At 70.2% G+C, this 19,457-nt stretch carries 19 protein-coding genes; 9 read left to right on the plus strand and 10 right to left on the minus strand.

The window, feature by feature from the left end; translation table 11 throughout:
• Positions 1-345: 345 nt before the first annotated feature.
• Positions 346-2,118: a 2-isopropylmalate synthase gene (gene leuA, locus AB0O53_RS24115; RefSeq protein ID WP_351000023.1), complete on the plus strand. Its 1,773-nt coding sequence runs from the start codon at positions 346-348 to the stop codon at positions 2,116-2,118.
• A gap of 166 nt (positions 2,119-2,284) precedes the next feature.
• On the opposite strand, the gene AB0O53_RS24120 is transcribed toward leuA, so the two are convergent.
• Positions 2,285-3,043, minus strand: coding sequence for an SDR family NAD(P)-dependent oxidoreductase (locus tag AB0O53_RS24120; protein WP_351000025.1), 759 nt, complete (start codon positions 3,041-3,043; stop codon positions 2,285-2,287).
• Positions 3,044-3,193: 150 nt separating this feature from the next.
• Here AB0O53_RS24120 and AB0O53_RS24125 point away from each other — a divergent pair, with 150 nt between their 5' ends.
• The 6 genes from AB0O53_RS24125 to AB0O53_RS24150 all read left to right on the plus strand — a co-directional run bounded on the left by AB0O53_RS24125 (position 3,194) and on the right by AB0O53_RS24150 (position 9,655).
• The gene (locus tag AB0O53_RS24125; RefSeq protein ID WP_351000027.1) at positions 3,194-3,889 is read left to right on the plus strand and encodes a TerB family tellurite resistance protein; all 696 of its coding nucleotides are present in this window, start codon (positions 3,194-3,196) and stop codon (positions 3,887-3,889) included.
• A 529-nt stretch (positions 3,890-4,418) separates the two neighbouring features.
• Positions 4,419-5,960, plus strand: coding sequence for a nucleobase:cation symporter-2 family protein (locus tag AB0O53_RS24130; protein ID WP_351000029.1), 1,542 nt, complete (start codon positions 4,419-4,421; stop codon positions 5,958-5,960).
• 190 nt (positions 5,961-6,150) lie between these two features.
• The gene (locus AB0O53_RS24135) at positions 6,151-7,452 is read left to right on the plus strand and encodes a phospholipase D-like domain-containing protein (protein WP_351000032.1); all 1,302 of its coding nucleotides are present in this window, start codon (positions 6,151-6,153) and stop codon (positions 7,450-7,452) included.
• Between the two features lie 63 nt (positions 7,453-7,515).
• A complete protein-coding gene (recO, locus tag AB0O53_RS24140; RefSeq protein WP_351000034.1) occupies positions 7,516-8,262 on the plus strand; it encodes a DNA repair protein RecO in 747 nt (248 codons plus the stop codon).
• Between the two features lie 11 nt (positions 8,263-8,273).
• The gene (locus AB0O53_RS24145) at positions 8,274-9,095 is read left to right on the plus strand and encodes an isoprenyl transferase (RefSeq protein ID WP_030957637.1); all 822 of its coding nucleotides are present in this window, start codon (positions 8,274-8,276) and stop codon (positions 9,093-9,095) included.
• 23 nt (positions 9,096-9,118) lie between these two features.
• Positions 9,119-9,655 (plus strand): YcxB family protein, encoded by a 537-nt coding sequence (locus AB0O53_RS24150; RefSeq protein WP_365198099.1) that lies wholly within the window; start codon positions 9,119-9,121, stop codon positions 9,653-9,655.
• On the opposite strand, the gene AB0O53_RS24155 is transcribed toward AB0O53_RS24150, so the two are convergent.
• The 4 genes from AB0O53_RS24155 to AB0O53_RS24170 are packed head-to-tail and all read right to left on the minus strand — an operon-like array spanning position 9,652 to position 12,805.
• A complete protein-coding gene (locus AB0O53_RS24155) occupies positions 9,652-10,080 on the minus strand; it encodes a Fur family transcriptional regulator (protein WP_078626133.1) in 429 nt (142 codons plus the stop codon). The genes AB0O53_RS24150 and AB0O53_RS24155 overlap by 4 nt on opposite strands.
• Before the next feature lie 42 nt (positions 10,081-10,122).
• The gene (locus AB0O53_RS24160) at positions 10,123-10,986 is read right to left on the minus strand and encodes a metal ABC transporter permease (RefSeq protein WP_351000040.1); all 864 of its coding nucleotides are present in this window, start codon (positions 10,984-10,986) and stop codon (positions 10,123-10,125) included.
• Positions 10,986-11,804: a metal ABC transporter ATP-binding protein gene (locus AB0O53_RS24165; RefSeq protein WP_403141882.1), complete on the minus strand. Its 819-nt coding sequence runs from the start codon at positions 11,802-11,804 to the stop codon at positions 10,986-10,988. The genes AB0O53_RS24160 and AB0O53_RS24165 overlap by 1 nt, the downstream gene beginning before the upstream one ends.
• A complete protein-coding gene (locus tag AB0O53_RS24170; RefSeq protein ID WP_351000043.1) occupies positions 11,804-12,805 on the minus strand; it encodes a metal ABC transporter substrate-binding protein in 1,002 nt (333 codons plus the stop codon). The genes AB0O53_RS24165 and AB0O53_RS24170 overlap by 1 nt, the downstream gene beginning before the upstream one ends.
• Before the next feature lie 155 nt (positions 12,806-12,960).
• Here AB0O53_RS24170 and AB0O53_RS24175 point away from each other — a divergent pair, with 155 nt between their 5' ends.
• A complete protein-coding gene (locus AB0O53_RS24175; RefSeq protein WP_351000046.1) occupies positions 12,961-14,343 on the plus strand; it encodes a glycine--tRNA ligase in 1,383 nt (460 codons plus the stop codon).
• Between the two features lie 79 nt (positions 14,344-14,422).
• Here AB0O53_RS24175 and AB0O53_RS24180 read toward each other — a convergent pair whose 3' ends face one another.
• From AB0O53_RS24180 to AB0O53_RS24195, 4 genes are all read right to left on the minus strand, one after another.
• Positions 14,423-15,160 (minus strand): VC0807 family protein, encoded by a 738-nt coding sequence (locus AB0O53_RS24180; RefSeq protein ID WP_351000049.1) that lies wholly within the window; start codon positions 15,158-15,160, stop codon positions 14,423-14,425.
• Between the two features lie 134 nt (positions 15,161-15,294).
• Positions 15,295-15,888, minus strand: a complete 594-nt coding sequence (locus AB0O53_RS24185; protein WP_351000052.1) for a TetR/AcrR family transcriptional regulator — start codon at positions 15,886-15,888, stop codon at positions 15,295-15,297.
• Between the two features lie 21 nt (positions 15,889-15,909).
• On the minus strand, positions 15,910-16,983 hold the full coding sequence (locus tag AB0O53_RS24190; protein ID WP_365198106.1) for an aldo/keto reductase: 1,074 nt from the start codon (positions 16,981-16,983) through the stop codon (positions 15,910-15,912).
• Between the two features lie 54 nt (positions 16,984-17,037).
• Positions 17,038-17,382 carry a DoxX family protein gene (locus AB0O53_RS24195; RefSeq protein WP_351000054.1) on the minus strand — a complete coding sequence of 115 codons (345 nt, stop codon included), beginning with the start codon at positions 17,380-17,382 and terminating at the stop codon, positions 17,038-17,040.
• Positions 17,383-17,473: 91 nt separating this feature from the next.
• Between AB0O53_RS24195 and AB0O53_RS24200 the strand changes: the two genes are divergently transcribed.
• Positions 17,474-17,929: a MarR family winged helix-turn-helix transcriptional regulator gene (locus AB0O53_RS24200; protein ID WP_351000056.1), complete on the plus strand. Its 456-nt coding sequence runs from the start codon at positions 17,474-17,476 to the stop codon at positions 17,927-17,929.
• A gap of 48 nt (positions 17,930-17,977) precedes the next feature.
• Here the strand turns inward: AB0O53_RS24200 and AB0O53_RS24205 are convergent, their stop codons facing one another.
• Positions 17,978-19,426 carry an MFS transporter gene (locus AB0O53_RS24205; RefSeq protein WP_351000057.1) on the minus strand — a complete coding sequence of 483 codons (1,449 nt, stop codon included), beginning with the start codon at positions 19,424-19,426 and terminating at the stop codon, positions 17,978-17,980.
• Between the last annotated feature and the right edge of the window lie 31 nt (positions 19,427-19,457).

The raw sequence follows: 19,457 nt of genomic DNA on the forward strand, positions 1-19,457 counted from the left end.
TGTGTCACCTTCCCGCGCTGCAGAAACGTGCCTGGTGTCATCGCACGGCCGGAACGCGGCGGCTTCGGGGGATCGCCCCGACCTGGACGGCGGGAACGAGGCTTGGCTCACATTTGGTGCAAATCGGACGCGCGGGTCTTGCATACTGAAACAGGTCCTCGCGTTACGGCGCGGCTCGGCTAGGCTCGGCCCATCATGCGTTTCGGGCTGCTTCTCCTTAGCTGCCGCGGCGAGGGTCTGTAGTCGTAGGCCGGCCCCCTCCCCGCGGAGTTTGGTGTTGCGGTTTTCACTACCGCCGTCGGCCGTCCCAGCGAACTACCGCGGACACGCGAGGAGCCCAACGCCATGAGCCAGCAGCCTTTTGTCGGTCGCCCCACGCCCATCACGAACGCGACCCACACCCAGAAGCCCTCCGGGATGCCGATCCACAAGTACGGACAGTACGAACAGGTGGACATCCCGGACCGCACCTGGCCCGGCGCCCGCGTCACCAAGGCCCCCCGCTGGCTCTCCACCGACCTGCGGGACGGCAACCAGTCGCTGATCGACCCGATGACCCCCGCCCGCAAGCGCGAGATGTTCGACCTGCTGGTGCGCATGGGCTACAAGGAGATCGAGGTCGGCTTCCCGTCCTCCGGCGAGACCGACTTCGCCTTCGTGCGCTCCATCATCGAAGAGGGCGCGATCCCGGACGACGTCACCATCTCCGTACTGACCCAGGCCCGCGAGGACCTGATCGAGCGGACCGTGGAGTCCCTGGTCGGCGCCAAGCGCGCCACCGTCCACCTGTACAACGCGACCGCGCCGACCTTCCGCCGGGTCGTCTTCCGCGGCTCCAAGGAGCAGATCAAGCAGATCGCCGTCGACGGCACCCGCCTGGTCATGGAGTACGCCGAGAAGCTGCTGGGCCCGGAGACCACCTTCGGCTACCAGTACAGCCCGGAGATCTTCACCGACACCGAGCTGGACTTCGCCCTGGAGGTCTGCGAGGCCGTCTGCGATGTCTGGCAGCCGTCCGAGGGCCGCGAGATCATCCTGAACCTGCCCGCCACCGTGGAGCGTTCGACGCCGTCCACCCACGCGGACCGCTTCGAGTGGATGGCCCGCAACCTGACCCGCCGCGAGCACATCTGCATCTCCGTGCACCCGCACAACGACCGCGGCACCGCCGTCGCCGCCGCCGAACTGGCCCTGATGGCCGGCGCCGACCGCATCGAGGGCTGCCTGTTCGGGCAGGGCGAGCGCACCGGCAACGTCGACCTGATCACGCTGGGCATGAACCTGTTCTCCCAGGGCATCGACCCGCAGATCGACTTCTCGCAGATCGACGAGATCCGCCGCACCAGCGAGTACTGCAACCAGATGGAGGTCCACCCGCGCCACCCCTACGCGGGCGACCTGGTCTACACCGCCTTCTCCGGCTCCCACCAGGACGCCATCAAGAAGGGCTTCGACGCCATGGAGGCCGACGCGGCCGCCCGGGGCAAGACCGTGGACGACATCGAGTGGGCGGTGCCGTACCTGCCCATCGACCCCAAGGACGTCGGCCGCTCCTACGAGGCGGTCATCCGGGTCAACTCGCAGTCCGGCAAGGGCGGCATCGCGTACGTCCTGAAGAACGACCACAAGCTGGACCTGCCGCGCCGCATGCAGATCGAGTTCTCGCGGATCATCCAGGCCAAGACCGACGCCGAGGGCGGCGAGGTCACGCCGAAGGCGATCTGGGACGTCTTCTCCGACGAGTACCTGCCGAACCCGGAGAACGCCGCGTCTCGATGGGGTCGTATCCAGCTGCGCTCCGGCTCGACGGCCACCGACAAGGACGGCACGGACACGCTGACCGTCGAGGCGGTCGTGGACGGCGTGGACACGGTCCTGAACGGCACCGGCAACGGCCCGATCTCCGCCTTCTTCGACGCGCTGGCCGGCATCGGCGTCGACGCCCGCCTGCTGGACTACACCGAGCACACGATGAGCGAGGGCGCCTCCGCCGTGGCCGCCTCCTACATCGAGTGCGCGATCGACGGCCGGGTCCTGTGGGGCATCGGCATCGACGCCAACACCACCCGCGCCTCCCTGAAGGCGGTCATCTCCGCCGTCAACCGCGCGGGCCGCTGACCACTCGTACGTGAACCCCGCTCCTCCTTCCGGAGGGGCGGGGTTCCGCCGTTCCCGGGCCGCGCCGTTCCCGGGCCGCGCCGTTCCCGGGCCGCGCCGTTCCCGGGCCGCGCCGTTCCCGGGCCGCGCCGTTCCCGGGCCGCGCCTGCCCGGGTCGCGCAGGGCCTCAGCGGGCCAGGTAGCCGCCGTCCACCGGCAGGACCACGCCCGTCACGAACGAGGCCGCGTCCGAGGCGAGGAAGGCGATGACCCGGGCCACCTCCTCCGGCTCGCCGAGCCGGCCCATCGGGTGCGCCGCGGTGACCTCCGCCAGGTACTCCGGCCCGCCCGGCTCGTCGTCCAGCGCGATCACCCGCTCCGTTCGGATCGTTCCGGGAGCCACCGCGTTGACGCGGATCCCGTGCGCCGCCCACTCGACGGCGAGGTGCTTGGTCAGCCCCGACGCGACGAACTTCGCGGGCCCGTACGCCGCCTGGCGCGCCTGCCCGGCCACCCCCGAGATCGAGGACACGCAGACCAGCGCCCCGCCGGGCCGCGGCTGCGCCGTCATCGCCTCGATGGCGTACTTGCAGGTGAGGAACATCCCGCGGCCGTCGACCGCCATGACGTGGTCCCAGTCCTGCGCGGTCGTCTCCCGTACATCCGAAAGAGGGAGCACCCCGGCGTTGGCCACGGCGACGTCGAGGCGTCCGTAGGCCTCCACCGCGGCGGCGACCATCGCCCGGTTGTCGTCCGGATCGGAGACGTCACCGCCCACCACGGTGATCGAACGGCCCTCGGCGGCCAGATCCGTACGCAGCGCCTCCACCCCGGGGCCGTTGATATCGGCCGCGGTCACCCGGGCTCCGGAGCGGGCGAGCAGCACGGCGGTGGCCCGGCCGATCCCGCTCGCGGCCCCGGTCACCAGACACGACTTCTCGTTCATGCGGCAGACCCTAAGCGGAACCGGGGGTGCAGATCGGCCAAGTCCCGCGCGCGGGACATGTTGTCTTGTCGCACGACTGACGCATGCTCACCGATGTGGCTAACATCACGCCAACCCGGCGATGCTGCCGGACGACCACGGAGGTGCGACGTGCTGCCAGTTCGGGGTGGGGACGGCCGGAAGCTGACGGTCTGGGGCATCCGTACCACCTGGAGCACCGTGGGTGACGGGGAGTTCTTCTGCCCGGACTGCGGTGGGGACCGCAACTACCGCAGGCGCACCGGCCGCCGCCGGTTCACCGTCCTCGGGGTGCCGCTGCTGCCGCGCGGGCAGGCGGGACCCGTCGTCGAGTGCCAGGGCTGCCGCGAGCGGTTCGGCACCGACGTGCTCGACCACCTGACCACCACGCGGTTCACCGCGCTCCTGCGGGACGCCGTGCACACCGTGGCGCTCGCGGTGCTCACGGCGGGCGGGACGGCCTCGCGCAGCGCGCTGGAGGCCGCCGTGTGCACCGTACGGGCCGCGGGCTTCCAGGACTGCACCGAGGAGCAGCTGGAGTCCCTCGTGGAGGCGCTGTCCTCGGACGAGGGCCGCCTCGGGCTGTACGACATCCCGGAGTGCTGCGGGGCCGCGCTGTCGATAGAGCTCCACGAGGCCCTGGAACCGCTCGCCCCGCACCTGGCCGGCCCGGGCCGCGAGTCGATCCTGCTCCAGGGCGCCCGGATCGCCCTCGCGGACGGCCCGTACATCCCGGCCGAGCGCGAGGTGCTGGCGACCGTCGGGGCTGCGCTGCGGATCGGCGCGGACGAGGTGGCGCGGCTGCTGTCGGCGGTGCGCGCGCCCTGAGGACGGCCCCCGGAACCGTCCGGAACGCCGCGGTCCGACGTAACGATCCGGCCTCGCGGAGGCCGAAATCTCGACTGGTGAACACTTTGTGAACAGCGGAGCCGACTGCTCCGGGCCCGTTCGCGCCACTCTCGGGGGTGGCGGAACGGGCCCTTCTTTTTTGCTGCGCCGAAAGACCGCAAAGCATGTCGCGGCAGGTCATGGCCGGTGCGCTTCGCACTCGCGCGGCCGGAGCGCGCTGTACCGGAAGGCTCGGCTCATACCCCTGCGGCGCATCCTCCACCACTGGAGAAATCTACAGATCTGAAGCCAGGGGGAGTCAACAGTTTGTAGAAGTCGACGATATCTGTGAGGCCTCCCACAGGCGTTCAATTCCGGTCACACGCCGAGAAGCCGCCGCCCCGCACAGCGGGACTTCGACCCACGTGAACGTACTGAAAACCCTGGCGAACCAACGGGTTAACGACCCACTTCGCCCAGGGATAACCAGATCTCCTCTCACTTACCTACCTTGAAGGGCAAGGCTGAGATGGCACGTGTCGCCGCCCGGCTTTCCACCGAAGGAAAGCAGAGCACGCACCCGGTCGACGAGGTGCTCCCCGTCCCCAAGCTCGCGCTGTACGGCTTCCAGCACGTACTCGCCTTCTACGCCGGCGCGGTGATCGTTCCGATCATCGTGGGCAGCGCGCTCAAGCTGAGCCCTGAACAGCTGGTCTACCTGATCAACGCGGACCTCTTCACCTGCGGTATCGCATCGATCATCCAGGCCTGGGGCATCGGCCGGATCGGCGCGCGACTGCCGCTGATCCAGGGCGTGACCTTCACCGCCGTGTCCCCGATGATCGCCATCGGTCTCGGCGCGGGCGGCGGAACGGCCGCCCTGCTGGTCATCTACGGCGCGGTCATCACCGCCGGTATCGCCACCTTCGCCTTCGCCTGGCTGCCGGCCAAGGCGTTCCGGATGGTGATGCGGCTCTTCCCGCCCGTCGTCACCGGCACGGTGATCACCGTCCTGGGCATCGTCCTGATCCCGGTCGGCCTCAACGACGCGGCCGGCGGCCTCGGCAGCCCCGACTTCGGCGAGCCGAAGAACTTCGCCTACGCCGGCGGCACCATGCTCTTCATCCTGATCCTGATGAAGCTCGGCAGGCCGTTCCTGTCCAGCATCGCGATCCTGCTGGGCCTGGTCGTCGGCACCGGCGTCGCCTTCCTCCTCGGCGACGCGAAGTTCGGCGACGTGGGCAAGTCCGACTGGATCGGCGTCACCACGCCCTTCCACTTCGGCGTCCCGAAGTTCGAGTGGTTCCCGATCGTCCTGATGCTCATCGTCATGCTGATCACCATGGTCGAGACGACCGGTGACACCTACGCCGTCGGCGACATCGTCGGCAAGGAGGTCGACAGCGAGACCGTGGCCCGCGCCCTGCGCGCCGACGGCGCCGCCACCGCGCTCGGCGGTGTCCTCAACTCCTTCCCCTACGTCGCCTTCGCCGAGAACGTCGGCCTGGTGCGGATGACGAAGGTGAAGAGCAGGTTCGTGGTCGTCGCCGCGGGCGTCTTCATGATCATCCTCGGTCTGCTGCCCAAGGCCGCCGCGATCGTCGCCGCCGTCCCGCACGGAGTCCTCGGCGGCGCCGCGACCGTCATGTTCGCCATGGTCGCCCTGGCCGGCATCCAGACCCTGGGCAAGGTGGACCTCAAGGAGGAGAAGAACGCGCTGATCGTCGGCGTCTCCCTCGCCTTCGCCCTGCTCCCGGCGACCGTCCCGGTCTTCTTCACCAAGCACATGGACGCGGACCTGTCCTCGCTGCTCAACAGCGGTGTCACCCTCGGCGCCACGGCCGCCATCGTGCTCAACCTCATCTTCAATGGCCCGGCCAAGGACAACGCCCACGACGCCCCGGAGGCAGGGGCCCGGGCCCTCGCCGAGGCCGAGGTCGCCACCGCTCCCGGCGCCGGCGCTCCGGCCGCCGGGGCCCCCGCGGCGGTGCCGGCCCAGGCCGCCGCCCCCACCCCCGCAGCCGAGAAGGCGGACGACGCGGACCCCACGCCGTCCCCGTCCGCTCCCTGATCCTCCCAAGGGGTGCTGACCCCTCGTCCGGACCCGGTCCGGACGAGGGGTCATCGCTGTCCCTGCGCGGGTCCCCGTCCGCGAAAACCGCTACGGCGAAACGGCGCCGGCTTCTTAAGATCATCTTTCCTCCGCGCGGAGCCCCCCCCACGAAGCCAGCACCCTTCCGGACGAACGAACGGACCCGCACATGCGCATGCGCGCACTCGGCCGCACCGCGGCCGCAACAGCCCTGGCCACCCTGGCAGCCCTGCTGACCACGAGCGGCGCGGGGGCCGCCGAGGACCCCCTCCGCAATCCGGCGTACACAGTGCCCACCCGGGCGACGGCGGTCTTCAACGACCCCATGTCGGCGGACGCGGGCAAGCGCGACGCCGTACGCAACGAACTCGTCGACCTGATCCAGCGGGCGGAGACCGGTTCCGAGATCAACGGCTCCATGTTCCTGTTCAACGACGAGCCCGTCGCCACCGCCCTGATCCGCGCCGCGGCCCGGGGCGTCAAGGTCAAGATGATCGTCGACGCCAAGGCGCTGGAGCAGAAGGACTCCCAGGTACCCCGGCTGCGAGAAGCCCTGGGCACGAGCACGGCCGCGAACTCCTACCTCTTCAGCTGCCCGGCCGGCCGGGGCTGCATCGGTACCCGCGCGGGCCTGAACAGCGCGCCGATCAACCACAACAAGTTCTTCCTGTTCAGCAAGGTCGCCGGAGCGGAGAACCTGGTCTACCAGTCCTCCGCGAACCTCACCGAGAGCCAGCGCAACAACCTGTACAACAACGCCGTCGTCATCCCGGACGCCGGCCTCCACTCCACCTACCGCAAGTACCACCAGGAGTTGGTGGGCCGCGGACAGGGTGCGGGCCTCACGCACTATTACAAGACCCGCCAGGACGGTCCCTACGAGACGTTCTTCTTCCCGCGCCAGGAGAAGCAGGGCACGTCCGTGACGGACCCGTCCACCGACACCGTGGTCTCGGTGCTCGACAATGTCCGGTGCCTGCCCGACCAGGGCACCAAGATCCGTGTCGCCATGTTCGCCTTCACCCGCGAGGAAGTGGCCAAGAAGCTGGCCTCGCTCCGCGACCTGGGCTGCCACGTCTACGTCTTCTACAACGGCTACACCAAGACCGACGAGGGCAACTCCGTCAGCGGCGACGTGCTCCGCGCCCTCGACGGCGGCAAGGTCCGCAAGCTCAGCGCCCAGGCCCCCTGTGTGGCCGACTCCCCGAACCAGCCCGGCCAGGGCGTGGGCCTGCACTCGAAGTACCTGCTCATCGAGGGTGCGTACGGTGACGTGGACGACACCGCCCTCGTCTTCACGGGCAGTGCCAACTACACCGTCCCGACCCTGCGCGGTCACGACGACACGCTCCTGAAGATCTCCGACCGCAGCGTGTACCAGCAGTTCGAGAACAACTTCGACGACGTGCTCAGCGGTACGGGAGCGAAGACCGGCATCTGCGCACTGCCCGAGGCGGTCCCCTTCCAGTAGGAGCCGCCCGCAGGGCGGTGGCCGGCGCCCGTTGTCCCGCCCCCGGTGCGGGACAATGGGCGCATGAGTCTGTTCCGCGACGACGGCATCGTGCTGCGCACCCAGAAGCTGGGTGAGGCGGACCGCATCATCACGCTGCTGACCCGGGGCCACGGCAGGGTGCGGGCCGTCGCCCGCGGGGTGCGGCGCACGAAGTCCAAGTTCGGCGCCGGGCTGGAACCTTTCTCCCACGCCGACGTGCAGTTCTTCGCCCGGGGCAGCGAACTGATCGGCCGCAGCCTCCCGCTCTGCACCCAGACCGAGATCATCGCCCCGTACGGCAACGGCATCGTCACCGACTACGCCCGCTACACCGCCGGCACCGCGATGCTGGAGACCGCCGAGCGGTTCACCGAGAACGAGGGCGAGCCCTCCGTGCAGCAGTACCTGCTGCTGGTGGGCGCCCTGCGCACGCTCTCGCGCGGCGAACACGAACCGAACCTGATCCTGGACGCCTTCCTGCTGCGCTCGCTCGCCGTCAACGGCTACGCGCCCAGCTTCGAGGACTGCGCGAAGTGCGGGATCCACGGACCCAACCGGCACTTCTCCGTCGCCGCGGGCGGGGTCATATGCGGGGACTGCCGGGTGCCCGGCAGCGTCGTACCCTCGTCGGAGGCCATCGCCCTGCTCAGCGCCCTGCTGACGGGCGACTGGGGGCATGCCGACGCGTGTGAGGCGCGTCACGTGCGGGAGGGCAGCGGGCTGGTCTCCGCCTATTTGCACTGGCATCTGGAGCGCGGGCTACGCTCCCTGCGATACGTCGAGAAATAGGAGCTGGGCACATGGCACGACGCGGGATTCTGGGACGCTCTCGCCGGGAGTACAAGGTTCCCGAGCCGCACCCCTCCGGTGCGGTCCCGCCGAAGATCCCCGGCGAGCTGGTCCCGAACCACGTCGCGGTCGTCATGGACGGCAACGGCCGCTGGGCCAAGGAGCGGGGCCTGCCGCGCACCGAGGGGCACAAGGTCGGCGAGGGCGTCGTGCTCGACGTGCTCAAGGGCTGCCTGGAGATGGGCGTCAAGAACCTCTCCCTGTACGCCTTCTCGACGGAGAACTGGAAGCGCTCGCCCGACGAGGTCCGCTTCCTGATGAACTTCAACCGCGACGTCATCCGGCGCCGCCGCGACGAGATGAACGAGCTGGGCATCCGCATCCGCTGGGTCGGCCGCATGCCGAAGATGTGGAAGTCGGTCGTCCAGGAGCTCCAGGTCGCGCAGGAGCAGACCGTCGACAACGACGCCATGACCCTGTACTTCTGCGTGAACTACGGCGGCCGCGCGGAGATCGCCGACGCGGCACAGGCCATCGCGCGGGACGTGGCCGCGGGCAAGCTGGACCCGTCGAAGGTCAACGAGAAGACCTTCGCCAAGTACATCTACTACCCGGACATGCCGGACGTGGACCTGTTCCTGCGGCCGAGCGGCGAGCAGCGCACGTCCAACTACCTGATCTGGCAGAGCGCGTACGCCGAGATGGTCTTCCAGGACGTGCTGTGGCCGGACTTCGACCGGCGCAACCTCTGGGCCGCGTGCCTGGAGTACGCCCAGCGCGACCGCCGCTTCGGCGGCGCCGTCCCGAACCAGCCCGAGGGCTCCGCGGGCTGAGCCCGGGGCTAGGCTCTGCCCTCATGAACACGACAGGTGGGGCAGAGCCGGCCGTCGGCGCGCAGGTGGAGGCGTACTTCGGCCCCCGGCCCGCGGATGCCCGCGAGGCCCTGAGGTGGCAGAGCCGCAAGACGGCGAGGGGCCGCGTGAGGATGCTCCTGTGGCTGGGGCTGCCCCTGGTGCCCGCCGTGCTGGGGGCGGTCCGCGGCATCGCGCCGGAGCACCTCCTGGTGCTGGCCGTGCTCGCTCCGCCGGTCGGCTGGTACGCGGCGCACATGAGCCTGGACCGGCGGGTGTACCGGCTGTACGAGTGGGCGGCCCGGCACCGCGAGTACCGCTGCACCGTCTCCGACACGGGGCTGGAGACCCGGCTGCCCGACGGGACCTCGTCCCTGCTCCTGTGGAGCGAGTGCGAGGCCTTCGCCGAGACCCGGAACCTGTTCCTGCTGCTGCCTAAGGGCAAGGGCGCACCGCTGTGGCTGCCCAAGCGGGCGGCGCTGACGGACGCCGAGCTGGCCCGGATCCGCGCGTTCCTGGAGCGGAACCTGCGCAGGTTCTAGCCGGCGGCCGCGCAGTCGGCGCAGGTGCCGAAGATCTCCACCGTGTGGGCGACGTTCACGTAGCCGTGTTCGGCGGCGATGGACTCCGCCCACTTCTCCACGGCCGGGCCCTCCACCTCGACGGCCTTGCCGCACTTGCGGCAGACCAGGTGGTGGTGGTGATCGCCGGTGGAGCAGCGGCGGTAGACCGACTCGCCGTCACTGGTGCGCAGGACGTCGACCTCGCCCGCGTCCGCCAGGGACTGCAGGGTGCGGTAGACGGTGGTCAGGCCCACGGAGTCGCCACGGTGCTTGAGCATGTCGTGGAGTTCCTGGGCGCTGCGGAACTCGTCCACCTCGTCCAGCGCCGCCGCCACTGCGGCCCGCTGGCGGGTGGATCGTCCTCGTACTGGCGCGGTATTCATCTCGCCAGGCGCAGTCGCCACCGGTTCCTCCTCGTATAGGCCTGCGGCCATTGTGCCAGCCCGCTAGACCTTCACATCGTCGCGCGTGCAGACCTCTTCGGCCGCCAGCGCGGCCCTGGCCCGCCGACGGGCCAGGGGAGCGGAGAGGGCGGTCAGCACCATGAAGACGCCGATGGCGAGCAGCACGATCGTCGCGCCCGAGGGCACGTTGATGTAGTAGGTGGCGGCCGTGCCGGTCAGGGAGACGGTCACGCTGATGGCCATGGCCAGGCCCAGCGTGGTGGCGAAGCTGCGGGTGAGCCGCTGGGCGGCGGCGACCGGGATCACCAGCATCGCGCTGACCAGCAGCAGGCCGACGATGCGCATGGCGACGGTGACGGTGACCGCGGCGGTGACCGCGATCAGCAGGTTCAGGGCGCGCACGGGCAGCCCGGTGACCCGGGCGAACTCCTCGTCCTGGCAGACGGCGAAGAGCTGCCTGCGCAGGCCGACGGCGACGGCGAGGACGAACGCGGCGAGGATCGCCATCGCGGTCACGTCCTCGGCGGCGACCGTGGTGATCGAGCCGAACATGGAGCCCAGGAGGCTGGCGGTCTGGCCGCCGCCCAGGTTGATGATCATGACGCCGCCGGCGAGGCCGCCGTAGAAGAGCATGGCGAGGGCGACGTCGCCGCTGGTCCTGCCGCGGGCGCGGATCAGCTCCATGCCGACGGCGCCGACGACGGCGACGAGGGTGGCCATCCAGACCGGGCTGGTCTGGAGCACGAAGCCGAGGGCGACACCGGTCATGGCGACGTGGCCGAGGCCGTCGCCCATGAGCGCCTGGCGGCGCTGGACGAGGTACGTGCCGATGGCGGGGGCCGTGATGCCGACCAGGGCGGCCGCGATCAGCGCTCGCTGCATGAAGGCGTAATCGAGGATGTCCATCAGCTCAGCAGTCCCGTCCGCAGGGGCTCGGCGTCGTGCGCCGCGTGGGGGTGTACGTGGTCGTGGCCGGGCAGGGCGTGCTGGCCGACGGCCTCCGGGGGCGGGCCGTCGTGGACGACGCAGCCGTCGCGCAGGACGACGGCGCGGTCGATCAGGGGCTCCAGCGGCCCCAGCTCGTGCAGGACGAGCAGGACGGTGGAGCCGGCCGCGACCTGCGCGCGCAGGGCGCTCGCCAGGACCTCCTGGTTGGCGAGGTCCACGCCCGCCATCGGCTCGTCCATGATCAGCAGTTCGGGTTCGACGGCGAGCGCCCGGGCTATGAGGACGCGCTGGTGCTGGCCGCCGGAGAGGGCGTCCACCGAGACGTCGGCGTGGGCGTCCATGCCGACCAGGGCCAGGGCGTGCTCGATGGCGGCCCGGTCGGCCTTGCGCAGAAGCCCGAAGCGGGTGCGGGCGAGCCGGCCGGAGGAGACGACCTCGCGGACGGTGGCCGGGACGCCGCCGGCGGCGGTGGTGCGCTGCGGGACGTACCCGATGCGCGACCAGTCGCGGAAGCGCTTGAAGTCCGTGCCGAAGAGGCTGAGGGAGCCGTCGGTCAGCGGTACCTGGCCGACCACGGCGCGGACGGCCGTGGACTTGCCGGAGCCGTTGGCGCCGAGCAGGGCGACGACCTCGCCGCGGTGGACGGTGAGGTCGATTCCGCGCAGCACGGGGCGCGAGCCGAGCGAGGCCTTGGCCCCGCGCAGGGATATGACGGGCCGGTCGTCGGCCGGTCGGGGCGGTGACTGCATGGCTCGCGCCTCCGTTGCTGCTGTCATCACTTGGCTCCGAGTGCCTTCTGGAGGTTCTTCAGGTTGGACCGCATGACCTCGAAGTAGTCGGTGCCCTGGGACGTGTCGGTGATGCCCTCGAGCGGGTCGAGGACGTCGGTCTTCAGGCCGGTGTCCGTCGCGAGGGTCTTGGCCGTCTTGTCGCTGGCCAGCGTCTCGAAGAACACGGTGGTGACATTGTCCTTCTTCGCGACCGCCTGAAGATCCTTCATGCGGGCCGGGCTCGGCTCGGACTCGGGGTCGACGCCGGCGATGCCCTCCTGGTCGAGGCCGTAGCGCTCGGCGAGGTAGCCGAAGGCGGAGTGGGTGGTGATGAAGGTCCGGGAGGCCGTGTTCTTCAGGCCGTCCTTGAACTCGGTGTCCAACGCGCCCAGCTTGCCGACCAGTTCGTCGGTGTTCTTCTTGTAGTCCGCCGCGTGGTCGGGGTCGGCCTTCTCCAGGGCCGCGCCGACGCCCTTGGCGATCTCCGCGTACTTGACCGGGTCGAGCCAGACGTGCGGGTCGGTGCCGCTGCCGCCGTGGTCGTGGCCCTCGTGCCCGCCGGCGTGCTCACCCGCGTGCTCGTCGCCCTCCTGGTGCGCGTGGCCCTCCTCGCCGTGGCCCGGCTCGGCGCCGTGGGCCTCCAGCGTGGTCAGGGTGGCGGCGTCGACGACGTTCTTCACGCCGGACTGGGCGACGGCCTTGTCGACGGCCGGCTGCAGGTTCTTGAGGTAGAGGACCACGTCGGCCTCGCCGAGCTGCGCGGTCTGCTTGGGAGTGATCTCCAGGTCGTGCGGTTCGACGCCGGGCTTGGTCAGGCCGTCGACCTTCACGTGCTCCTTGCCGATCTGCTCGGCGACGAACTGGAGCGGGTAGAACGACGCCGTCACGCCGAGCTTGCCGTCCTTGCTGCCGGCCGCGCCCGCTCCGGAGCAAGCGGTCAGGGCCGTGGCACCGAGGGCGACGGCGCCGGCGAGGACGGCGGTGGGTATGAGGCGTCGTACGTTCATGACATCCATTTTCATCAAAGATGGAAACGATTGTCAAAAACGCAGGTGGGAGGGACGGGGGGCCAGGCGTGGAAGGGGAACCGATTTGAAAGCGGGGGTGCGGGCGCCGGTAACCTAAGGGCTTCGCCGTTCGTCCTCGTAATGAAGAGAGCACCGTGGCCGCCGACAAGATCGACACCATCGTCAGCCTGAGCAAGCGCCGTGGCTTCGTTTTCCCGTGCAGTGAGATCTACGGCGGCTCCAAGGCCGCCTGGGATTACGGTCCGCTGGGTGTCGAGCTCAAGGAGAACATCAAGCGCCAGTGGTGGAAGGCGATGGTCACCGGGCGTGAGGACGTCGTCGGTCTCGACTCGTCCGTGATCCTGGCTCCCGAGGTCTGGGTGGCCTCCGGCCACGTCGCCACTTTCTCGGACCCGCTGACCGAGTGCACCTCGTGCCACAAGCGCCACCGCGCAGACCACCTCGAGGAGGCGTACGAGGCCAAGCACGGCCGCCTCCCCGCGAACGGCCTGGCCGACATCAACTGCCCCAACTGCGGTGTGAAGGGCCAGTTCACCGAGCCCAAGCAGTTCTCCGGCATGCTGGAGACCCACCTCGGCCCGACCCAGGACACCGGCTCCAAGGCGTACCTGCGCCCCGAGACCGCGCAGGGCATCTTCACGCAGTTCGCCCAGGTCCAGGTCACCTCGCGCAAGAAGCCGCCCTTCGGCATCGCGCAGATGGGCAAGTCCTTCCGCAACGAGATCACGCCGGGCAACTTCATCTTCCGCACCCGCGAGTTCGAGCAGATGGAGATGGAGTTCTTCGTCAAGCCGGGCGAGGACGAGCAGTGGCAGGAGTACTGGATGCAGGAGCGGTGGAACTGGTACCGCGGCCTCGGCATCCGTGAGGAGAACATCCGCTGGTACGAGCACCCGAAGGAGAAGCTGTCCCACTACTCGAAGCGCACCGCCGACATCGAGTACCGCTTCAACTTCGGTGGCAGCGAGTTCTCCGAGCTCGAAGGCGTCGCCAACCGCACCGACTTCGACCTCAAGGCGCACTCCGCGGCCTCCGGCCAGGACCTGCGCTACTTCGACCAGGAGTCGAAGGAGCACTACACCCCGTTCGTCATCGAGCCGGCGGCCGGTGTCAACCGCGCCATGCTCGCCTTCATGCTCGACGCGTACAACGAGGACGAGGCCCCCAACGCCAAGGGCGTCATGGAGAAGCGCACCGTGATGCGCCTCGACCCGCGCCTGGCCCCGATCAAGGTCGCCGTCCTGCCGCTGTCCCGCAACGCGCAGCTGTCGCCGAAGGCCAAGGGCCTCGCCGCCGACCTGCGCAAGTTCTGGAACATCGAGTTCGACGACGCGGGCGCCATCGGCCGCCGCTACCGCCGCCAGGACGAGATCGGCACGCCGTTCTGCGTCACCGTCGACTTCGACACCCTGGACGACAACGCGGTGACCGTGCGCGAGCGCGACACCATGAAGCAGGAGCGCGTCTCCCTGGACCAGATCCAGACCTACCTCGGCAGCCGCCTGCTCGGCTGCTGACGAGCGCCGTACCGACGACCGGTGGCCCGGTGCGCACACTGCGCACCGGGCCACCGGTCGTTCGCCGTGCTGGCCGCGGTCAGGCCGCCCCGGCCCCTGCCCCTGACCCTGCCCCCGCGTCGGCTGCTGCCGCCGCCTCGGCGGCCCGCCTCTCGCCCTCGGCCTGTGAGCGCTTGCCGTACATCGCGGTCCACACGCCCAGGCAGCCCAGAACCGTGTAGATCATGACCGGGCTGACCACGACCATCGTGTCGGTGTCCACGACGAAGGCCAGGGCGATCCGCACCCCCGCCTCGACGAGGTACACGACACCCCAGACGGCGGTCATCACGATCATCGTCCGGCGGAATCCCTCGTACTGCCACAGACCGTTCCACCAGGCGGTACTCGCGGGAGTGCCGTCAGTGGCGAACTTGCGCCCGAAGTAGAACATCAGCGGCCGGGGCGCGAGCAGGGTGGCCAGGCAGAGCAGGCCGAACAGCCCGGTCACGCCGGAGTCCTTGATCAGCAGCGCGCGTGCCGAGTGCGCGCCGATCAGCGAGACCACCGCGGTGATCACCAGGAACACCAGGGTGACGACGGCGAACTCGTCGATCTTGCGGCGCCAGGCCAGGCTGATCGCACTGTCGAGCACGGGCCACGCGCTGCTGATCAGGAGCGCGCCGAACTCGCTCCAGCCGTGGTCGCGCAGCTGGTGGTAGGTGATGATCGGCGCGACCACGTTGAGCCCGATGGTCAGGATCCAGCCGAGGGCGGCCGCGCCGCCCTTGCGTGCCGGAGGGCCGGGTCGTTCGTGTTCAACTGCTGGTGCGGACATGGTTCCCCCGTGAAGTACCTGATGAGTAGGTAGGGGAACCGTATGAATCTTGAATGGGCACGGACAAGCGTGGCGCAGCCAAAATGATCACAAAGCCGTGCCAGGCGGCCCGTTCGGCATGATCCCGGTGTGCGTCAGGGGCGCAGGCCCCGGATCACCAGAGCGGTGACCGCCTCGAACTCCGCGACGATGGTGGGGGAGAACCACTCCGCCGCGTACTGCGGGTCGTGGAAACGCCCGGTGGCGTCGAAGACCGCACGGGCCGCGGCCGCAACGTCGGGGGCCGCGAGCGAACCGTCGGCGACGCCCTGGCCGATGATCCGGCCCAACTGCTCGATCAGCTCGGCCAGATGCTGCTCCACCGTCCCGCTGTTCTCGGCGAGGAGCACCGTGTACGTCGCGAACAGCTCCGGATCGTCCCCGGCCTTGTGGCGCTTGGCCTCGAACAGTGCCTCCAGCCAGGCCTCCAGCTTGGAGGGCGCGCTCCCGGCGGGAGCCGAGGTGATCTGCTCCAGCATGACGACGCTCTTGGCGAGCCAGCGGTCGGTGACCGCCTCGCGCAGCGCGGCCTTCGAGGGGAAGTGCCGGTAGACGCTGCCGTGGCTGACGCCCAGGGCGCGCGCCACGTCCACCACGGTCGCCTTGGTGGGGCCGAAGCGGCGCAGCACTTCCTCGGTGGTCTCGAGGATGCGCTCGGGGGTGAGGGGCTCGGCGGCAGCGGGTGGCATGGGTACGACCGTACAGCCGGCTCAGTGCTCGCTGTCGAGGTGGGCCATCTGCGCCGCCGGATACCGCTCGCCCGCCGCCGCGCCGGCGGGCACGGCCTCCTCGATGGCGGCCAGGTCCGCCTGGCTGAGAGTGACGTCCATGGCACCCAGTGCCTCTGCGAGACGGTCCCGGCGGCGGGCGCCCACCAGCGGCACGATGTCCTCGCCGCGCGAGAGCACCCAGGCGATGGCCGTCTGCGCGACGCTCACGCCCTTGTCGTCGGCGACCTTGCGCAGGGCGTCGACGAGGTCCAGGTTCCGGCCGAGGTTCTCTCCCTGGAAGCGGGGGCTCATTCCGCGGAAGTCGCCCGGGGCCAGGGCGCGGTCGCGGGTGAAGTGGCCGCTGATCAGACCGCGGGACAGCACCCCGTACGCCGTGACGCCGATGCCGAGCTCGCGCGCGGTCGGCAGGATCTCCTCCTCGATCCCGCGGGAGATCAGCGAGTACTCGATCTGCAGGTCGGAGATCGGCGCCACGGCCGCGGCCCGGCGCAGGGTGTCGGCCCCGACCTCGGAGAGGCCGATGTGGCGTACGTGCCCGGCCTGCACCGCTTCGGCGATGGCCCCGACGGTCTCCTCGATCGGCACGTCCGGGTCCACGCGGGCGATCCGGTAGACGTCGATGTGGTCCCGGCCGAGCCGCTGGAGGGAGTAGGCGAGGAAGTTCCTGACGGCCTCGGGACGGCCGTCGTAGCCGGTGAAGCCGCCCTCGACCGTGCGCAGCGCACCGAACTTGACGCTGGTCAGCGCCCGGTCGCGGGCCGCCGCGGGTGCCGTGCGCAGGGCTTCGTTGATCAGGAGCTCGTTGTGGCCCATGCCGTAGAAGTCGCCGGTGTCGAGCAGCGCGTCCGCGCCCTCGGGGACGGCCTCCAGGTATGCGTGGATCGTCGCGACGGACTCGGCGCGGTCGGCCTCCCCGTAGAGGGCCGACATCCCCATGCAGCCCAGCCCCAGCGGGAAGACGGAGGGGCCGGTGCTGCCGAGGCGCCGGGAGGCGGCGGTGGTGGAGCCGGCGGTGCCGGCGGTGGTCAGGTCGGTGCTCTCGTTCTTCGTCATGGAACGAGAATGGCATGACGAGTGACAGATTTCAATATCTGTCACTCGTCAGTGTCAGGCGAGGACGCGCAGCACCAGTGCCGCCACCGCGACCAGGGTGAGGACCGCCGCCGGCGCGAGGTCGTGGTCCTTGACCCGCAGGTGACTGATGACCGCGCCGATGAAGTAGAGGGTCACGCCGACCGCGGCGGCCACCCCGAGCGGAGTGACCCACAGGCCGGCGACCAGCCCCAGTGCGCCGGCGGCCTTGAGGGTGGCCAGTCGCGGCAGCCAGGAGTCGGGGACCTCGACCTTCCGCATGCTCGCGACGACCTGGTCGTTGCGCTGCAGGGTGAAGGTGGCGGAGGCGGCCAGGGCGAGGGCGAGCAGGCCGCCGACGACGGCGTAGGCAATGAACATGGAGGGCTCCAACGATTGGTTGTGTCAGATCATTGAATAGCATCAACGATATGCCAGCCGCAATCATTTCTCAGGCGCTACGATGTGGACCATGACGGCAGACCAGGACGGATCGCACCCCCCGCAGCGCCTGGGCCTGCTGCTGGCCTGGCACGGCGCGGTCACCCAGACCCGCATGAAGCACGCCCTCGGCGCGGCCGGACTCACCCCGCGGCACGCGATGACGCTGATGCACCTGGAAGCCGGCCCCATCAGCCAGCGGGCGCTCGCCGACCGGCTGGAGGTCGACCCGAGCGTGCTCGTCGGAGTCCTGAACGACCTGGAGGGCGAAGGCCTGGCCGAACGCCGCCGCGACCCGGCCGACCGGCGCCGTCACAACGTGGGCATCACCCCCGCCGGGCAGAGCGCCCTGGCGAAGACGAACGCCGCCCTCGACGAGGTCGAGGACGGCATGTTCGCCGGCCTGTCGGCCCAGGAGCGCGACCACCTGCGCGCCCTCCTCGACCGGGTCAACACCTCGGCCGAGGACTTCGACTGCGGCGAGTAGCTCCGGCTCCGCCCGCACGCCCCGGGGTCCCGCTCCGAAAGGGACGGCCTAGGCGCGCGGGGACCCCACCGGCGCCGCGGGCCCGCTGCTCTCCTCCAGGGTGCGGGCCGTGCGTTCCGCCGTTCCGCGGGCCCAGCTGCCGCTGGTCGCCGCGCCCACGACCAGGACGAGCAGCCCGCACAGCGTGATGATCCACCAGGCCGGCTGGGCCGCCCCGGAGAAGTCGGCGCCGCCCGCCAGCCCCGCCGCCAGGACCGAGCCGATGACCGCGACGCCCAGCGTGCCGCCCGTCTGCCGGCTGGTGGAGGCGATGGCGGCCGCGACACCGGCCTGCGAGCGCGGCATCCCGGACACCGCCGTATTGGTGATCGGCGCGTTCACCATGCCGAAGCCGAGCCCGAACAGCATGTACCCGGTGAAGAGGAGCGGGTTGGACGTCTCCGCCTCGAACAGGGCGAACAGCAGCCCGCTCGCGGCCATCGACACGCCCGCGATCAGCAGGCAGATCCGCGGCCCCCGACTGCCCACCAGCCGCCCCGCCAGCGGCGCGAACAGCACGGTCAGGCCGGCCATCGGCAGCAGGTACAGCCCGGCGTGCAGGGCGCTGAGCCCCCGTACGTCCTGGAGGTAGAGGGTGTTCAGGAAGAGGAAGCCCGCCAGCCCGGCGAAGGCGCTGATCGCGATGATCGTCGAGCCGCTGAACGGTGCGCTCCGGAAGAACCGGAGGTCGATCAGCGGCTCCGGGCACCTGGGCTCGTGGACCAGCAGCCCCACGAAGGAGGCGACGGCCACCACCGCGCAGCCCATGATCAGCGGCGAGCGCCAGCCGGCGGCGGGCGCCTCGATGATCCCGTACGTCAGGCTGCCGAGCAGCGCGATGACCAGCACCTGGCCCAGCGGGTCCGGGCGGCGCGGACGGGCCGCCCGCGACTCGGGGATGTGGCGCAGGGTCAGTACGAGCGCCGCGAGGCCGATCGGCAGGTTGATCAGGAAGATCGAGCGCCAGCCCACGGTGTCCACCAGCACCCCGCCGATCAGGGGGCCCGCCGCCATGGAGACGCCCCCCACCGCGCCCCACACGCCGATGGCCCGCGCCCGCTCGGCCGGATCGGTGAAGGTGTTGGTGATGATCGACATCGCGACCGGGTTGAGCATCGCGCCGCCGACCGCCTGCACCATCCGGAAGACGATGAGCCAGTCGAGGCTCGGCGCGAGCGAGCACAGCAGCGAACCGAGGCCGAAGGCCAGCAGGCCGGCGACGAACACCTTGCGGCGGCCGATCCGGTCGGCCGTGGAGCCCGCCAGCATCAGCAGCGAGGCCAGGACGAGCGTGTACGCGTCGATGGTCCACTGGAGCCCCGCGACCGAGGCGTCCAGCTCGCGGCGCATCGAGGGGAGCGCGACGTTGAGCACGGTGTTGTCGAGGCTGACGATGAGCAGGCTCATGCAGCAGATCGACAGGACGATCATGCGCTGCCGGTGACTCGGCTCGATCATGCGCCGATGCTACGTCCGCACGCCCCCCTCG

This window comes from Streptomyces erythrochromogenes, assembly GCF_040684695.1.
In the GTDB taxonomy this organism is placed as follows: Bacteria; Actinomycetota; Actinomycetes; order Streptomycetales; family Streptomycetaceae; genus Streptomyces; species Streptomyces erythrochromogenes_C.

Bases quoted from the DNA above. Each gene is read 5' to 3' on its own strand.
- leuA (WP_351000023.1), top strand. From the start codon at position 346: ATGAGCCAGCAGCCTTTTGTCGGTCGCCCCACGCCCATCACGAACGCG.
- AB0O53_RS24120 (WP_351000025.1), bottom strand. From the start codon at position 3,043: ATGAACGAGAAGTCGTGTCTGGTGACCGGGGCCGCGAGCGGGATCGGC.
- AB0O53_RS24130 (WP_351000029.1), top strand. From the start codon at position 4,419: ATGGCACGTGTCGCCGCCCGGCTTTCCACCGAAGGAAAGCAGAGCACG.
- AB0O53_RS24135 (WP_351000032.1), top strand. From the start codon at position 6,151: ATGCGCATGCGCGCACTCGGCCGCACCGCGGCCGCAACAGCCCTGGCC.
- recO (WP_351000034.1), top strand. From the start codon at position 7,516: ATGAGTCTGTTCCGCGACGACGGCATCGTGCTGCGCACCCAGAAGCTG.
- AB0O53_RS24145 (WP_030957637.1), top strand. From the start codon at position 8,274: ATGGCACGACGCGGGATTCTGGGACGCTCTCGCCGGGAGTACAAGGTT.
- AB0O53_RS24150 (WP_365198099.1), top strand. From the start codon at position 9,119: ATGAACACGACAGGTGGGGCAGAGCCGGCCGTCGGCGCGCAGGTGGAG.
- AB0O53_RS24160 (WP_351000040.1), bottom strand. From the start codon at position 10,986: ATGGACATCCTCGATTACGCCTTCATGCAGCGAGCGCTGATCGCGGCC.
- AB0O53_RS24165 (WP_403141882.1), bottom strand. From the start codon at position 11,804: ATGACAGCAGCAACGGAGGCGCGAGCCATGCAGTCACCGCCCCGACCG.
- AB0O53_RS24170 (WP_351000043.1), bottom strand. From the start codon at position 12,805: ATGAACGTACGACGCCTCATACCCACCGCCGTCCTCGCCGGCGCCGTC.
- AB0O53_RS24180 (WP_351000049.1), bottom strand. From the start codon at position 15,160: ATGTCCGCACCAGCAGTTGAACACGAACGACCCGGCCCTCCGGCACGC.
- AB0O53_RS24185 (WP_351000052.1), bottom strand. From the start codon at position 15,888: ATGCCACCCGCTGCCGCCGAGCCCCTCACCCCCGAGCGCATCCTCGAG.
- AB0O53_RS24190 (WP_365198106.1), bottom strand. From the start codon at position 16,983: ATGACGAAGAACGAGAGCACCGACCTGACCACCGCCGGCACCGCCGGC.
- AB0O53_RS24195 (WP_351000054.1), bottom strand. From the start codon at position 17,382: ATGTTCATTGCCTACGCCGTCGTCGGCGGCCTGCTCGCCCTCGCCCTG.
- AB0O53_RS24200 (WP_351000056.1), top strand. From the start codon at position 17,474: ATGACGGCAGACCAGGACGGATCGCACCCCCCGCAGCGCCTGGGCCTG.
- AB0O53_RS24205 (WP_351000057.1), bottom strand. From the start codon at position 19,426: ATGATCGAGCCGAGTCACCGGCAGCGCATGATCGTCCTGTCGATCTGC.